Annotated in this window: 16 protein-coding genes; 2 read left to right on the forward strand and 14 right to left on the reverse strand. The window is 46.0% G+C overall.

The window, feature by feature from the left end; genetic code table 11:
* Positions 1-178 precede the first annotated feature (178 nt).
* Complete coding sequence (locus tag WA381_RS19485) at positions 179-946, forward strand: methylamine utilization protein (protein WP_156087036.1); 768 nt, start codon at positions 179-181, stop codon at positions 944-946.
* Positions 947-1,041: 95 nt separating this feature from the next.
* The gene (locus WA381_RS19490) at positions 1,042-2,175 is read left to right on the forward strand and encodes a hypothetical protein (protein ID WP_231506579.1); all 1,134 of its coding nucleotides are present in this window, start codon (positions 1,042-1,044) and stop codon (positions 2,173-2,175) included.
* A gap of 20 nt (positions 2,176-2,195) precedes the next feature.
* On the opposite strand, the gene WA381_RS19495 is transcribed toward WA381_RS19490, so the two are convergent.
* The 14 genes from WA381_RS19495 to WA381_RS19560 all read right to left on the reverse strand — a co-directional run bounded on the left by WA381_RS19495 (position 2,196) and on the right by WA381_RS19560 (position 16,648).
* Positions 2,196-3,374, reverse strand: a complete 1,179-nt coding sequence (locus WA381_RS19495; protein ID WP_156087040.1) for an energy transducer TonB — start codon at positions 3,372-3,374, stop codon at positions 2,196-2,198.
* Positions 3,375-3,425: 51 nt separating this feature from the next.
* Positions 3,426-4,505: a CNNM domain-containing protein gene (locus WA381_RS19500; protein ID WP_014951013.1), complete on the reverse strand. Its 1,080-nt coding sequence runs from the start codon at positions 4,503-4,505 to the stop codon at positions 3,426-3,428.
* A 147-nt stretch (positions 4,506-4,652) separates the two neighbouring features.
* A complete protein-coding gene (locus WA381_RS19505) occupies positions 4,653-5,822 on the reverse strand; it encodes an SO_0444 family Cu/Zn efflux transporter (protein WP_156087042.1) in 1,170 nt (389 codons plus the stop codon).
* A gap of 271 nt (positions 5,823-6,093) precedes the next feature.
* On the reverse strand, positions 6,094-7,785 hold the full coding sequence (locus tag WA381_RS19510) for a carbon starvation CstA family protein (RefSeq protein ID WP_014951015.1): 1,692 nt from the start codon (positions 7,783-7,785) through the stop codon (positions 6,094-6,096).
* 370 nt (positions 7,786-8,155) lie between these two features.
* Complete coding sequence (locus tag WA381_RS19515) at positions 8,156-9,553, reverse strand: flavodoxin domain-containing protein (protein WP_156087044.1); 1,398 nt, start codon at positions 9,551-9,553, stop codon at positions 8,156-8,158.
* Positions 9,554-9,665: 112 nt separating this feature from the next.
* Entirely contained in the window at positions 9,666-10,499 is an 834-nt protein-coding gene (locus tag WA381_RS19520; RefSeq protein WP_156087046.1) for a DUF4198 domain-containing protein, read from the reverse strand.
* 55 nt (positions 10,500-10,554) lie between these two features.
* Complete coding sequence (locus WA381_RS19525) at positions 10,555-11,085, reverse strand: DUF2271 domain-containing protein (RefSeq protein ID WP_014977604.1); 531 nt, start codon at positions 11,083-11,085, stop codon at positions 10,555-10,557.
* A gap of 46 nt (positions 11,086-11,131) precedes the next feature.
* Positions 11,132-11,731, reverse strand: coding sequence for a PepSY-associated TM helix domain-containing protein (locus WA381_RS19530; RefSeq protein ID WP_231506580.1), 600 nt, complete (start codon positions 11,729-11,731; stop codon positions 11,132-11,134).
* 144 nt (positions 11,732-11,875) lie between these two features.
* Positions 11,876-12,226, reverse strand: a complete 351-nt coding sequence (locus tag WA381_RS19535; RefSeq protein WP_014951019.1) for a DUF3325 domain-containing protein — start codon at positions 12,224-12,226, stop codon at positions 11,876-11,878.
* Positions 12,223-13,839: a PepSY-associated TM helix domain-containing protein gene (locus WA381_RS19540; protein ID WP_231506581.1), complete on the reverse strand. Its 1,617-nt coding sequence runs from the start codon at positions 13,837-13,839 to the stop codon at positions 12,223-12,225. Before WA381_RS19540 ends, WA381_RS19535 begins: the two co-directional genes overlap by 4 nt.
* A gap of 1 nt (position 13,840) precedes the next feature.
* Positions 13,841-14,143 carry a hypothetical protein gene (locus WA381_RS19545; RefSeq protein WP_049589007.1) on the reverse strand — a complete coding sequence of 101 codons (303 nt, stop codon included), beginning with the start codon at positions 14,141-14,143 and terminating at the stop codon, positions 13,841-13,843.
* Complete coding sequence (locus WA381_RS19550; protein ID WP_156087048.1) at positions 14,140-15,513, reverse strand: tetratricopeptide repeat protein; 1,374 nt, start codon at positions 15,511-15,513, stop codon at positions 14,140-14,142. The genes WA381_RS19545 and WA381_RS19550 overlap by 4 nt, the downstream gene beginning before the upstream one ends.
* 88 nt (positions 15,514-15,601) lie before the next feature.
* Complete coding sequence (locus WA381_RS19555; RefSeq protein WP_156087050.1) at positions 15,602-16,222, reverse strand: energy transducer TonB; 621 nt, start codon at positions 16,220-16,222, stop codon at positions 15,602-15,604.
* 18 nt (positions 16,223-16,240) lie between these two features.
* Positions 16,241-16,648: an ExbD/TolR family protein gene (locus WA381_RS19560; protein WP_014951024.1), complete on the reverse strand. Its 408-nt coding sequence runs from the start codon at positions 16,646-16,648 to the stop codon at positions 16,241-16,243.
* Between the last annotated feature and the right edge of the window lies 1 nt (position 16,649).

Genomic DNA, 16,649 nt, shown 5'->3' on the forward strand with positions numbered 1-16,649 from the left:
CGAATATATGGCAGCAATGAATCACGTTATTAAATCAACACGGTGTCTTGCAATCGGAGAGGGTCCATATATGGTATTGGATAGGCTATACGTAGTCATATGCTTTCGCGTCAACAAAGGACGCATAGCGCTTTGCCTTTCTGTCTAAGGCTAAAGCCATTATAAAGAATGAATTACAATGCAAAAAAACAACACGTTATTGATTAAATCCATGTCATTTGCGCTTTCTATTTTCTTTACTTCTCATCGAAGGGCGAGCACGTTCAACATAACTAGTTTTATCACAGGTACATTCACATCGAGCGCTCTCTTACTAGCCGGCGCTACCCTTTCATGGGCACATGCCGCTGAGACATCCTTATCAGCAACGCCAAGCATTTCGATATACGTTAGCGACGCCAATGGGGAGCCTGTGAAAGATATGGTGTTAACCCTAACGCCTAACTTTACGCTTGCATCAACACCACAGCGTGAAGAAGAGCCCGCCATAATGAATCAAATCGATAAACAATTTGCGCCTCACGTGCTTGTTGTTCAATCAGGCACAGATATTTCGTTTCCAAACGCAGATAATCTTTTTCATCACGTGTATTCTTTTTCCCCTACAAAACAGTTTGAGCTAAAACTCTACAAAGAGTTTACCGCTGAACCGCTTCGCTTTGAGCAAGCTGGTATTGTAGATATTGGCTGCAATATTCATGACTGGATGCTGGGCTATATTGTGGTAACCGACAGTCCATTTTTCGCAAAAACCGATGAAGAAGGCGTAATGAATGTTTCACTTCCGGTAGGCGAGTATAGTGTTATGACCTGGCACCCGCAGCAACCTGATGTGAAACTATTTAACAGCTCAACATTGCTTATCACCAACTCACAAGAATACAAATTTGTTCTTGATGCAGTTTTCAGTGGCGATGACTTCGACGAAGGATTTGGCGATTATTAATGCGTAATGTCTTTGCCATAACCGTCTGTTTGCTTTGCACGAGTTTAACACTTCAGGTTCACGGAGAAACCAAGGCCCTAGTAAGAACAAGCTTTGTGGCAAAAGATGATTCGCGAAGCTTTCAGCAAATGGGAACCGGCCATCAGCGTTATGAAAGTAACGGCTTACAGCTCTCTCATGCTGTAGTGATAGCTGACTTTATGTTAGCGGATAGTTGGTCGGCAGTTGGCGTCATCAATGGTTATAGCGATGGGGAGCAAAAGGTTGGATTCTCCGAGCTTTATTTAAAATATCGCCCGTTAGTCGCATCAAGCATAAAGCCTGAAGTAAAAATAGGGGCATTTTTTCCCGCTCTCTCAGCGGAAAATACCGACGCGGGTTGGTTATCGCCTCATTTTCTAAGTAACTCAGCAATTAATAGTTGGGTGGGTGAAGAACTAAGAACGGGCGGCATCGAAGTAAGTCTACGCCAAAATGGCAGGCAAATAAGAAGCCATTGGTCATGGAAAGTATTGGGCAGCGTGTTCAAAGGTAACGATTCCACCGGCACTCTGCTTTCTTGGCGAGGGTTTGCCCTTCACGACAGACAGTCCGTTTATAATGATCGCGTAAACTTCCTCCCCATTCCCGGCGTCGTCGATGAAGATAAGTTAAACGCACCGGCATGGACTGAACCCTTCAGAGAAATTGACAATCGGTTTGGGTACTACGTAGGAGCTCACTTAGCCTATGCTAGAAAGGCCGAGTTACGTTATTACTATTACGACAATAATGCAGACCCGAACATTGTTGACCCAGACCGCATTTATGCCTGGCATACGCGCTTTCATTCATTAACACTGCGATATTTACCACGACCTGAGTTAACGGTGTTTTCTCAAGTGCTACTAGGTGACACTTTGATGGGGGAGCATATCGTAGACAACGATTTTTCCAGTGCGTATATCGGTGCGGCATACAACCTAAAGCAATTAGGATGGGAAGATTTAACTTTAGCCATGCGTGGGGACTGGTATCAGGTGATAGATAACGATGATATTATGTATGACCCGAATGGAAGCAGAGGTAACGCCTTTACCGTTAGCGTAAGGTACGACATTACCTCTTATTTATCCGTTAGCACAGAGTGGCAATTAAATTCAGGGCATCAGGAGAATTTGCGTTTTTTCCAATCCGACGAGGACTATAGAGAGCAACTATTTCAACTGGCGTTCACTGTAACTCTGTAGCGAAGCGACTGGTGTTCGTCCTACCCTTTCGCCACTTCAATTAAATCAAATTTTGTTTCGCTGTCACCTTTCACCATCACCTGACACTGTCCCCAAGAGTTTGGAATTTGCCAGACATGCGCTTCGGCAACCGTGAATTTTTCTCGATGAGTATCACAACGGACTTCAACGGTATCAAGCTCGCCTTGGATGTTGCCAAAAGCAAACTTACTTCGCACAAGAGTATGGAACCAGTTCCCATCACTTCCTATCGTTACGGGCACGGTTAAGTTTTGCTCAGATGCAATAGATTCTTCAATCTGACTAATTAGCGGCGCGATCTCGCCAATACGCGTTTCTTGCGCTTCCATGTCTTGAAGTGTGGTGTAGGATTTTAATGCTTCTGCATAATACCCGCGCTGAGCATCGAGTATGATTTTTCTCTGAAGGGCGTATGCCACATAATCTTCATCGAACACCATGTTATTGAAGCGCTTACTACCGTTGCTGGCAAGTAATCGCGTTAGGCTTTGCGCTTCCCTCTCTACGTCCCCTTGTTTGCTCGCTATATGAGACTCCAAGTTTAGCAACCACGTATTTTCATAGCGGTTTAGCGTATCCCAGCCTAGAAGCTCTTTAAGTGCTTCATCAGCCGCGTCAACATCACCCGCATTAAAGTGCTCGTCTGCGACTTTATAAGCTTTAATAAATTTGCGTGTGGCACCGCTTTTTCCGCTTATAGCGAAATCCATTTGGACTGCTTGATGACACTGCTGGGTAGGTTCGCCATCTTTGATCGCGGGGTTATACTGCCATTTCTTGACCGCTGACAGTGCACTGCGTTTGAACGAAGGGCTTCCAAAGAAGTCTTCTACAACAGGGTCTTTCACTCTGCCTTCTTCGTCGATAACGTAGCTTAGCCTAACCCAACCTTCTCGGCCTTTTCTAATGGCTTGAGATGGGTATTTAGGGTCGATACGTTTCAAAGGCGTCGCTGGTGTAAATGCGCTTATGCGCTCTACTTCATCAGCTTTCGATTCAGCGAGCGCTTTTTCTTCAAGATCATCACATGGGATACTCAGTTCCTGTGCAGCTGCACTTGCCGTGATACCTGTCGCGAGCAAAGCCGCTAAAACGAGCGATGGTTGGATTCGCTTAACAATATTTTCGCGGGCTGAATATTCTGTTCTCAATGCTTTTTTCCATAAATCCTGTTTCATATTTATCATCCTTAATAATGGCTAAACATTACGAGTGAATTGGCGCTAATTCTATTTTTTAGACGAACTCTCAAGAGACGCATCGGGTACGTTTTTGATCATCATTTGTTCTTTGCGTTTCATCATCATCTTGGCAAGCCTACGCATGCTCACCGTGGTGTCTTTTTCATCTACGATATCGACACCTAGCAAGCGTTCGAGCAGGTCTTCTAGCGTAAGCACCCCTTCTAAACCGCCGTACTCGTCAACCACCAGTAACATATGCACGTGCTTATTGATGAAGTGCTCGAAGGTGACTGACAGCGGCATAGTGTTTAACACGGTAACCATATCTTTTGCGTATTCAGAGAGCGGCTTATCAGTGTTACCTCTGGCTTGTGCTACCAATAAATCAGAACGCATCACAAAGCCGGTAATGTTTTCTGAGTCGCTGTCTTCAAACACAGGGATACGAGAAAATTCTATATTGGCGTGCTTGTGGAAAAAGCCTTCTACCGTCATCGACTCCGACACTTTAAATAGCGCCGTGCGGTGGGTAATCGCATCTTTCACTTTCAGCTCGTGCAAACTTAACAAGCTTTGCAGAAACGCCGCTTCGTGATTCGCTAGCTGACCTTCTTGCCCCGACAACTCTGCCATGGCGTGTAGCTCACTACGGCTTAACCCGCGAAGTGGGCTGTCTTCTTTAAAGCCTTTCGTCATTAGCTCAGACATTTTAACGAACGGCATAAGTACAATTGAAAGGTATTTAAGAAAATATGCGGTTACTGGCGCTAGTGTTCGCCAATAGGTTGCACCAAGTGTTTTAGGGATAATCTCAGAAAAAATAAGAATAAGGAGTGTAAGGACTGCTGAAATAACGCCTAGATAGGCGTCACCAAATACTGCTGCCGCTTGCGCACCTGCCCCGGCAGCCCCCATAGTATGAGCAATAGTGTTCAGCGTTAATATTGCTGATAAAGGCGTATTTATATTATCGGTTTGCTTACGTAGTAGCGCACCACTGGCTTTGCCCTCTTTCTCTAAAACAGAAATATAAGCGGACGAAACACTCAGAATCACAGCCTCTGCAATGGAGCACAAAAAAGAAAAGCCCAGTGCAATGAAGACGTACACAATAAGTAAAAGCATGTAGTTATTCCAAGCGTCCTTGTAGGTTTAAACGCGTTTTAATTTTAATAAGTTGAACGACTATTATGGATAATAGAGCGGGATATACAAGCGCTCTATTAATATCATTTGAGCGCTTTATTATGAAAGGCATCCGCTGGGCTACTGTTAGCCGCAGCACGCCGAATGTTGCTCTTGGTTATGACGGTGTTGCTGCAGCTTTTTCAGACCCAGCCTTAACATTAACCCCGCCAATAAAATCGCGCATAGCCCATAAATCACTTGAACGTCTGCACCGTGCTCATGAACATGGCTTTGCGTTTTGATCATAGAGGCTAAAGAAAACGAAGATACTAGGTAGTTCAGTGCGTAACCAAAACCAATACTCGCAGAGATAACACTGAAAAGGTAAAGCACTAACGTTCGCGTGCCCATTTCTTGTTTGATCATTCCCATCGTTGATACGTTAGTAGCGGGTCCCGCCATTAAAAACACTAAAACAGCACCGGGCGATAGCCCCGCCGCAAGAAAACCAACCGCGAGTGGCGTTGATGCTGTAGCACATATGTACATAGGAATGCCGATTAGCGCCATCACTAGCATGGCGACCACGCCATCACCCCATTGCGTTAAAAAGTCGGTGGGTACCCACGTTTTAATTGCCGCGGCAAGTGCTAATCCAACTAGTAACCATATCACAATGTCTTCAAGTAACTTGCCACTGGCGTATGAAAGCACGCTTGAGACTTTCGAAGGCGAAGACTCGTGTTTAGGCTTGTCTGTGCTTTCGTGGTTATGAGCATGTGTTTTTTCGCTTGCACAACAGGACGTGCTGGCCTGTATTTGCGGCTCTGGTTTAGGTGCTTGCTTTGAACCACAGCACGATGACTGCGTCGCCTCAGATTGTCGTTGTTGAGCCTCTTCTGCTTCTGCGAAAAAACGCACCATCAATCCAGCATAAATAGCGCTTGTAATGGCCGCGATGGGTCTAACAATGGCATACAACGGTCCAAGCAATGCGTAGGACACAGAAACACTGTCTACGCCAGTCTCGGGCGTAGACACTAAAAAAGAGATAGTGGAAGATTTAGATGCACCGCTACGTCTAAGCCCAAGTGCCGCTGGGATAACGCCGCAAGAGCACAGAGGTAAAGGCGCACCAATAACCGCGGCCTTTGTAATTGAGCCAAACGATGAGCTGCCCATGTGCTTTTCCAAAAACGAAACGGGTACCAATTCGTGCATGATACCCGCCACCAGCAAACCGAGAAGTAACCAAGGCGCGGATTCAACGAAAAGTGCTAGGAAATTTTGTCCAAGTAAAATGATATCTGACACAAAGCCTCACAGGTTATTTTATTGAAAGGTCACGTTGAAGAACGTGGCTTTTGACAACAAAAATAACGGTGTTTTAGAACGGTAAGTATAATAACAGATATGCTGTATGACAGAAAATCAGCAAAACTGATTAACCTGATTTATGCGAGTGCGTTTTGCTTTTAAAGGAAAGAAAAATGGCCAGTACAAATGCACTGGCCGAATGTTGACTGTCTCGAAAGTGTAATTTTAAACCACGAGGTCAACCATGAAAGTTTTTGTCGCTAGTGACTTATCCATTGGCTTGCTCTTTTTTAAGCTTCGATTCCTTTTTGAGTTTTGACACCACAGAAAAAGCTTCAAGCATAACAAGCACAGACACAATAAGTACTACTGCGTCTAAGAATACCAATAGATAGTTACCTTCAACGTAGTATTCTTTAAGTTTAATAAGCCCAGCAAAGAAGGCCATAATCAGTACAAACACCATTGGAATCAGCGTATATTTCGCTGGTCGACCTAATTTAATCAGCATAACCGAGATTACTAACAGGGTTAAACTGGCTAGTATCTGGTTAGTAGAACCGAATAACGGCCAAATAATCATACCGCCACTGCCTGACGCACCACCTGCACCGAAGGCCAGCAATAAACAACATCCAACAGCTACGAGCGTTGCAACCACGCCGTTCTTAAGTGCACCAATTGAATAGATATCGCCCCATTCTTGGATTATGTAGCGCTGCAGACGCACGCCCGAATCCATGGTGGTGCCAGCAAATAGAACAACCATTACCGCAAGGATCGTTGACGAGAAATCTACCGGCAACCCCCATCCCTGCTGAATTAGGTTCGCACCACCAGTGATAAATGCACCCACGCTACCCGCACCCAAGTGGCTGTATACTTCGTGCCATTCTTCTGGAGAAGCTGCAAACGCAACGCCGCTTACAGCGACAATGGTGATAAGTGCCAGTGAACCTTCACCGACCGCGCCTAGGTAACCAACAAAGCGTGCATCGGTCTCTTTGTCTAGCTGCTTAGAGCTGGTACCTGAAGACACAATACCGTGGAAACCAGAAACAGCGCCACACGCAATAGTAACGAACAACAGCGGGATTAGACTTGGAGAATCGACAGCGGTTTGAGCGTTAAACGCTGGCGCCGTGATATCCGGCATAGCAAAGAACACAGCACCATAAAGCAGGAACAAGCCAACAAGTAATTGCATACCGTTAATGAAATCACGAGGCTGTAACAGCATCCAAACTGGTAACAGCGATGCAATAGCGGCGTAAATAAATAAGATAATGATCCAGTTTGCTTTATCTGCTAAACCAAACATGGTTTCCGGCAGACTTAGTGGGATATAACTGCCCGCATACACCGATGCGTAAAGCACAATAATCCCCACAATACATAAGGGTATGAGGCTGAAATTACGTTTAAGCAATTGACCTATGACTAATGCAACTGCGATTGCCATCCAAGCTGGGAATACCGCATTGGGTTGGGAGACAAAAGAGTTCGCGATAACCACGCCAAATACCGCATTAACCATTAAGAGTACTAGGAAGATCACTATCATAAATAGTGAACGAGAGCGTTTTCCGATGACGGTCTCAGACAGCGCGCCCATTGATTTGCCTTTGTGGCGTGCGCTGGCCCATAAGGCGCCCATATCGTGCACACCGGCAAATAATATCGTACCGAACACAACCCAAAGTACCGCAGGAACCCATCCCCAGTAGACAGCAATAGCTGGACCTACGATGGGTGCTGCCCCCGCCACGGAAGTGAAATGGTGCCCCCACAATACAACTTTATTGGTGGGAACATAGTCCACCCCATCTTTCATTGTATGGGCTGGTGTTACAAAACTATCATCCAACTTAAATATACGGCTCGCAATAAACTTCGAATATACGAACCAGCCGAGCAACATTCCGATGATGCCCAGTATAACAATGGCAATAGACTGCATACTGTCGTCCTAATTTGTTTTATCGACAGGCCCTAGGGTCTATTGTTCTTTGGTGTACGAATTTTGGTTTAAACGTACAACAAAGGTCAGCAGCCCCTAGCCTGTTGATTTTCTTATTTTCAGTTCAAACATTACACCAATTATCGGTGGCGAAAGGTCATACCTGAATAAGAAAACACCTATTTAAGGTATGCCCAACGTACTGTTGCGCATATTTAAACATGCGACAAGGCAAGGGCCTGACACATTAGACTAAAGTCTAACTCAAAGTTTGGGATTTAGCTGTAAGGCTTTTGAGGTTTATTAGCGATGATTAAGCGGTGAAACAGGAAAGCGTAAAACAGACATTATTTGCCTGCTGTTCTCCACATTAGTAAAGGTCGCGGTGATAACGTCCTTCGTCAGCTAACGCATTGTAGGCTTGCGCTTCAAGTATGGACTGCAAAGCCATGTCAACGCCTTGGCCCATTCCCTCAAAATGCCCACATACGTATACTTGTCCGGTATCGCCTAAGAAGGATTTAACCTCATCTCGCTGCTCAACAAGACGCTGTTGAACATAGCCACCACCTTTTTGTCGGGAGAAAATAACTGACTTTTTAAAAATACAGTCACTATTCTGGAAAGGCGATAGCGTTTTATCAAGCACATCATCTTGCATGGGATGACGTTCGCCAAAAAATATCCAAACTGGCCCAGCGTTCTCAAGCAATGCGCGTTTTGCAAGCTGAGCTCGTACCCCCGCAATGCCGCTACCCGCAGCAATTAATAACAATGGGCACTGAGTATTAGTAATAATAGCGCTGGTATTTTTCCGAATGTAGGCCTGTACTGACTGAGATACAGGTAAAGAACGGGTAAGTAATCCAGAACCTAGCCCAAGTTGTCCGTTGTCTTTAACCAGCTGTCGAACTACAAGCTTTACGTCGTGTTCTTGTGGTACCGACGCAATGGTGTAGCTTCGGCTTACAATCGGTGACTGCCCTTGCTGAGGAATAAGGACTTCCAACACGTCTCCCGCTTCCCATTGTTCATGTAACTCTTGTGTATGATTAGAATGGTCAACGTTCAAAGACAAGCCGAACAGGCCTGGCGACGCTGGGTTTGAAGGTTTGCCCTCAGAGTGGTCAGAGGGTTCCTTTGAAGCCTCGCCAGAAGCTAGACTTATTTCATTTAATTGAACCCGATTTTTCAGTGTGAAAGCATGGGTGGGGTGCTGTTCATCCTGTGACAACGAACCAAGCAAAGACAAATGCTCACCTTTCCCTGAATCTAATGTCGTTAGCGGAGAAAGCGCACGTGCGCCTAGTGCACTGATATTATCAAACAACGTGACTGCGAATTGGCAAAACGCGGCGTATTGCTTATCGCCTAACCCCACCACTTCAAAAGACAGGTGGGACAGGTAATCAGATTGATTCGACGACGCTTTTTTTAGCGCTTTACTAAAGGTTCTACCCGCATCAGGGGGTTCGCCTTCACCGTAGGTACTCACAACAAAAATGACTTTCGACACACTACTTAACGTGTTGAGTTTCAAAGATGCCATGGACACTACCGACGTTTGCTCTTGCTGTGATAGCGCCGCGGCCTTTGCGCGGGCAATTTTTTCGGCCGTACCGGTTTGGCTTGCGTATACGACAAGGGTCTCCTCGCCTGATACTGCATAGTTGTTTTTCTTTCGATGTTTAAAAAATAACACCGCTACCCACAGCATATACAGGCCAATGCTTACTATTGCTATGAGTAGACGGTGTGTTTCTGTCATGTGCTTAACTTTTATGCCGTTGTATTGAAATGGCTAGAGACATAAGAGGCTGTTGCTCTGTGAGTATTCAAAGAACGTTTACAGCCCCTAGCTGCGCAATAACGTGCGGTTATTACAGCGGAAGTACTTCAAATGTGCCTGAGTAGCTACCGTTACGAGACGTTGCAGGCTTTTGCGCTTTATCGTCTTCATAGCCAATTTCTACAAAGTACATACCGGCTTGCGGCCATGTAATTTCAATCTGACCATTTTTGTCAGACGTGACTTTAATCGTTTCCTGATCATTTCTGTAGCGCATACCACCGCGCACAACTTCCACCTCGGCGCCAACCGCAGGCTCACCGTCAATAAGTAACTTGAACGTTGCCGTTTCGGTGGCGAACAAATCATTAGGGTGAGTCACTGGCACTAGCTCCAAACCCACGTTATCAGGCGTGAACACCTTGTTCGATGGCGCACCAAGAGTAACAAACGTTTCTACGCGGCGAGAGCTTTGCATTACGCGAAGATCTTTTGCTTTCTTAGGCACGGCTGTTGTGAACTCTTCCGGCTTATATTCTTCACCACGGCCCGGCCACATCTTGCGCTTGCCTTCTTCATCTCGCCAAAATGCGCGAATACCATTGCTGGCAGACGTCAGTTTGTATGTACCTTCTTTGTTTAATTTCAAATCAAACGTGGTTCGGTACTTACCGCGTGCCATATTTTCTACGTCTACGGCTTCACCTTCTGGCGATTGAACCACTAAGTTACTGGCGTTCATTGCGAAGTGGTCAGGGTGAAAAATAGTATTTGAAATAGCAGCATCAAACGTCACGTACGCTTCTTCACCTGATAGTACGGTAGAGCTTGGAAGTAACCACGCGCGATGCGCACTGGCTGAAAATGACACGGCAAGTGTTGCTGCTAGCGCAATGGCTGAAGCTTTTACTGATAGTTTTTTCATAATGTCCTCTTATTGGATCTCTACTGAGTGAGCGTTGAATTAGCGCCTCAGCAGATTAGTCTTCCAGACGCAGTACTACACGCCCAAGTTCTGAATTTCCTTTCACCTCTACCGGTAGTGACGCAGCAGATAACGGTAATGAAAATGGCAGAGACAGTACTTCTCTTCCGCCTACTTCTCGTGATGCCTCAACGCGAAGCGTGTAATCGCCCTCTGGCAGTTCTGCTAACGCTTTATTTAGCTGCGAATCAAGACTGTAATCGCCTGGGCCTTTTGTTGCACTGGTAAGTCCGTCATAAGGCAAATCAAGGCTTCGTCCACCACGACGCCACCATTGGCGCAAGTCTTTAAGCCACTCTTTCCCTTTGTCTTCACGCATTTCAACGTCGTACCATACGGCGACTTGAGTAGCCTTGCGTTTACTGTCTTCAATCCACACGGCAAGATAAGGTTTGTGATATTCAGCCACATCAAGTTGCGGTAAGGCCACGTCAAGTTTGGCTTGGCTTGCAGCGTGAATAGCGCCAGAGGCAAATGTCATACTTAATAAAGTCGATGCGATAACTGCGCCTTTTCGCATTTTCATGTAAACACTCCTTAAAATTGTGTAGGTAAGTGCCACCAGCGTCGCGCTAGTGCACAAACAGTAAAATAATGACAAACGGGATGAGCACACCGAGCGTAGTAATGGGCCAAGTAGACGCGCGCGTTTTCGAGTGACGCATTAATAGTTGCAGCCCAGTTACGCTAAAAATAATGCAGGCAACAGCGAAGATATCGATAAACCAGCGCCAGGCATTTCCCGTGTTCCGCCCTTTATGCAGGTCATTGAAATAAGATATCCATCCTCTATCAACGTTTTCATAAGTCACTGTGCCAAGTTCAGCATCTACTGCTATCCAACTGTCAGCACCGGGTCCAGGCCAAGCGGCATAAAATTCGATACCATCCCACTCTCCCGTCACCGATGAAGGTAGTGAAATGCCCTCTTGCGACTGCATAAACGCGACGAGTTCGCTTGGAATGGCTATGTCACCGGTGTCCAGAGAAACCAATTGTTCGACAACCAACGCTGGTAAGCTTGATTCAGCTGACGTTACAGTTCTGTTCGCTGGAATGTCTGCAGCGTGATTTAGCGTAATCCCCGTTAGGGCAAATAACATCATCCCGACCAGACAGACTGCGCCACTAATCCAGTGCCATTGGCGGATGCCGCCTAAAGAAAAACTCATAATTTCGTTGCTAACTCTCTGTACTACTCGGTGATATTGATTAATTCAACGGGCTAGATAATACAGATATTTCCACCCTTTTCAATGTAAATGAGATTTATTCTCATTATTGTATTTTTTGCTCAACAACCTTTAAGTATTGCTTCACTTTTCGCGTAAACGAGGCCCCCAAAAAGCGACAAGCAATAGGTAATTACACACCACGGTGTAAAGGGTAGGTAAATAGGTAAACGTTGCTGAAACCATCACGCTTGCAAGCTGTAAAAGCCCTATCCATACCACCACGCCAATTTCGGTCTTCCACACGTCTATGCAGTTCATGAGGCTTATTGCCATAAGCAAATACGCCAAACTATGAAGCACAATTAAAAGTAGTGGTGAAGGTGTACTGGTTAGTCGAGTGATACCGGCATGCTTCTTGTTGCCAAGCGAGAGTAGTAAGAAACTCAAATAAGTAAGCACAAATGCGAACACCACATCCAGAATGATACTCATATTAATGCCTCGCTGTTGTCACCTTGCGGCTTATCTTGGCGAGCTCTGTTTTTTCGCTTAGGTGACAGTGTGCTTTTCACCCGTTTTGCTTTCACGGCTTTGGCTTTGTTGACGTGGTAAGCAGCATAGCCGAGTACTGCCGCAAGTGTTATGCACATAAGGTCAAAGCCCACTCTCAGGCTATCACCATTTGCAACCGCGAAATCTAAGCCTGTTGCTGAGGTGAGGTGGTCAAGCAAAGGGACAAGCGCAAACAACGCTGCTGCAAAGCCAAGTTGAATTACCCACCCTTTTTTGTCTCGCCAAATAAACCCTGCAACCACACACACCAGCCATATTGCGAAAAACACCTTAATTTCCCATAAGCTTCGAGACGTTAGATCAGCAGGAAGTAGTCTATTTACCCAAAAGTAGCCGCCGGTCGCACACATTAACCCTGCAATGCTGCCTATATTGCTGCCTCTGACCAATTCAAAACCAAATTCTCCAAGCTGTTGCTTTGCCCGTTTCACTACCCACAAAACAGAGCCCGTTCCCACCATAATGGTACCCAGAATACCGGCAAAAAATAGTAACCAGCGAGTGAGGGTATCGGCGAAGCGCGCTTGATGTAGCATATCCAAATAGTTATACGTCGCCTGGCTGGCGTTAGCGGCTACTGAGGCTGGGCGCTCGTTAATGACTTCGCCTTGTACGTTAAATACCAGCGCACTACTTCCTCCACGCCCCGCACTTAACTGCGTTCTGTTGTTCCCACTTAGCGTAAACTGAGCGTTAGCTTTACCCGGGTGAGTAATAGATAGGCTTTCAACCGGCACCTGCCATGTGCGCTCAGCGTGAGCAATCATCGAAGAGATGGGTAAGGCCAATAAGGCATTAATGTCTGGCGAAGCTAGATTTTGCTGCTGCGCATACTGGCGTACTTCTGTACCTTGAGGACGGTGCCGCACGCGCTCCTCGCTGTTAAAAGGCAATAGCGTGGCGCCTAATAGAATCAAACCAGAAAAAGTGATCATGATATGAAAAGGTAGTGCTAGTACCGCACTAATGGCGTGCCCATCTATCCAGCTCAGCAGCTTCTTCTTTGGCCTGAACATAAAGAAATCGGCAAAGATTTTTCTGTGCATGATGACGCCGCTGATAATAGCAACAAACATCATCATACTGACTACGCCTACTATCCAGCGTCCAATGGTTCTGTCGATACCGTATAACTCGAAATGAAAACGATAAAGGAAGTTGCCACCGGCCGTTTCCCTTACTTTTATCTCTTCACCCGTGGACGGGTTCAACATGACCCGTGGACCTCGACGACGCTCGTTACCTTCATTAGCGTCGCGCCACGACAAGTCGAGTGTATTCGAGCGCGCATCTGGTAGTGAGAGTTGCCATTCACTTGCATTGGGCGCATTGCTCGCAAGATAACGTAAACCGTGCTCTAGCGCCTTTTCGCTGGGTACTGCGGCGTGTTGTTCTGGCTGCATCCAATAGGTTATTTCGGTTCTAAAAAACGACAGCGTACCGGTAAAAAAAATCGCAAAGAGTAACCAACCAACAAGTATCGAGCTCCAAGTATGAAGCCACGTCATAGACTTTCTGACATTCCCTTTCATGTTAAAGCCCTGTACTGATTGAATAAAGACATAAGGCTAACGCAGAGAGCGCTGTCATTATGATGGACGCCTTTTTCGTCGTATCAAAGATGAACGTAAAAAGGATGAAGGTGCAGTAAACACAAAAGAACAGCATTCTTACCAGCACTTCGTGCTCTCGTCCGTCAGCCCCTATAAAATTGGCAATGGCACTGCTTAGCCACGCTGAAAAAGCGTAGCCCAGTGCCACAGCGATCAGCGTTCTAAGTGCGACATCCAATCGTTCACGATTTATGGCGACGCGGTTCACCGTTTGGCTTTTCATATTGTGTTCTTCACTAGGTTTTCTAGTGACTGGATGTTGCCAAGTAAATCAGAACGGGATGGGTACGATTTATAGACTTGTCGTAAAAGCGTAAGTGCATCTTGGTACTGACGCTGATCTATGGCAATTTGCGCACGCCCGAGCATGGCGCGCTGTTTAACGTCGGCGAGTGACTCAGCTCGTAGATAGGTCATTTTGGCACGTTCGACGTTGTTCTGTTGACGATAAAGTGAAGCAAGAGACAACAGCGCCTCTCCATTGTCAGGGGCGTCAGCAATGGCTTTGGTCAAAAGGGAAATTGCCGTTTTGCTTTGCCCTTTGCCCATAGCCAACTGAGCTTTAAGTACATTAAGCGTAGCTGCTTGAGTGGTCGTGAGCTTTTTCACATTGTTGTCAGCAGCTTGCGTTAATTTACCTAAATCAGACCACTGCTCATTAGCCGCTAAGTAAGCCGCTATTTTGGAGTAAGCGTCGAAGCCTTCCCCATCTTTGTCGGTAATGAAAGTCTTCGCATGGGTAGCCAGTATGTCTGCTGCGCGCCGCGGACTGCCGTCAGATACGTGCAATTTAGCCACTGAAATCAAGTTCGACAGCGAGCGGTCACCTAAAGAAAGGGCAGTCTCTAAGCTGCTCAGCGCCTTTACCATGTCACCCTGCTTTAACGCTATTTGTCCCCGTTGGAGCCAAAGCTGCTGATCACTTTCATCATCTACCAACATTTCGCTTAGCAAGCTTTCCGCCTGTGCAAGTGCATTACTTTCAATAAGCGCGAACAATAAGCCTTGATACCATTGCTTGTTTTCAGGTTCGAGCATTAACGCATTTTGATAAGCACCAATAGCGGTGACAGGTTTGCCAAGCTGAACATTGGTATAGGCTAGCTGCCCGAAAAGTTGGGCATCTTGAATACCTAGCTCTACGCTTTTAGTTAAATGAGTGCGTGCTTTGGCCAATTTATCTGTCATTAAATACGCCATGCTCAAACTTCTGTGCGCCGATGGAAGGTTTGGCATAGCATCGATAACGTCCAACAGCACTTTTTCGGCAAGTGAGTAGTTTTTCTCATTCAATAGCACTTGTCCGTAAAGCTCACGCAAGCGTGGACTAAATTGAGAAATATCCTGGGTTGCAAATGCGCTGGCAACGTTTGAATAATTGCCTGCTTGCAAGTCGGCCTGAATGCGCCCGATAAACTCACCTTCTTCACGGGATATACGTTCACGATGATCATCTCTATGATGCTGACGCATGACAAACTGCCAATCGGGTTCTTCCAATTCCACCGTTATTTTCGCACTTACCGGCTTAACAAAAGCCAGCGCGCTCACTACACAGCTGAGGACAGTTACGGCTGTAATCTTGTTTAACATTGTCTCAATCAACCTCTAAATTCTTTAGCTTCTATTTCGCTTTATTGCGATAAAACCAGGCCTTTATAAAGCCTCTATTAAGCTTCTATTAGGCCTCTATAACTACAGGCCAAATAAAACGCGCCTTCACCGCTTCATCTTCTTTGTAGGGCGATGTAAATTTGCTGGCTTTAACAAAACGCATTATTTCTTTATTGAGCTCGTGATGCGGGTTCTCGACAATGTCCATCAGCTTTACGTTGCCGTGTTCGTCAATAATGACGTCGAGCTTTACAATCACCCGCTTGATACCTTGCTTTTTAAGTAGCTTGGGGAAACGTATTTTGACCGGTGTCAGCAAGGTAGGCTTTGAATCCAGTTCGCTTAGCCCAAAGGCGTCCAATTCAATATCAGGCATATCCCATTGGGTTTGGGTCACTTTGACATTTGGCATGTCGGGCTTTGGCACTTGAATATCTGGCTCAACACTTAAATCCGCCATGGTCATGGCTGCGCCACTGCCCTCTACCTGCATAACAAGTTCAGTCTCTTCCACTACATTTTGCGTTTTAGGGGGCGGCGGCGGTGGAGGCGTTACCGCAATGTCTAACTTGCGCACAACCATAGTGTCGGGCTGCAGATTAGACAAAAAGTGCCCTAGCCACATAACGCCAAGCGCACTAACGAGCACCGCACCGCTAAGTAGAGAAGGTTGAAGATTGTATTTCATTGAATTTTGCCTCGTTCGCTATGGCTTCAAAGTGGCGATATTTACCGTGTCGGCACCCGCCAGTTTGGCTTCATCTATGACTTCTACCAGTAATTCAGAGCGAACGGCTTTATCTACCTGAATGACTACTGGGCGTTGTTCTTTCATCAACAATTGCTCAACGGTAGAGCGCACACCGCTCACACCGATATTGGCACTGTCATACACCACTTCACCGGTTCGGGTAATTGCCAGCATAATGGCCATTTGATCAAGCTTTTGTGCTGATATTGCCTGTGGTTTATCTACCTCTACCCCAGTCTCTTTTACAAACACTGTTGAAACGATAAAGAAAATTAAAAGTATAAAAACCACGTCTAGTAGCGGAGACATATCAATGCCTTGCGCTTGCTGGTTTTCAAGGCGTCGCTGTAATCGACTTGCCATG

This window comes from Alteromonas sp. CH_MED4-4 (genome assembly GCF_037029575.1).
GTDB classification, from domain to species: Bacteria; Pseudomonadota; Gammaproteobacteria; order Enterobacterales; family Alteromonadaceae; genus Alteromonas; species Alteromonas macleodii.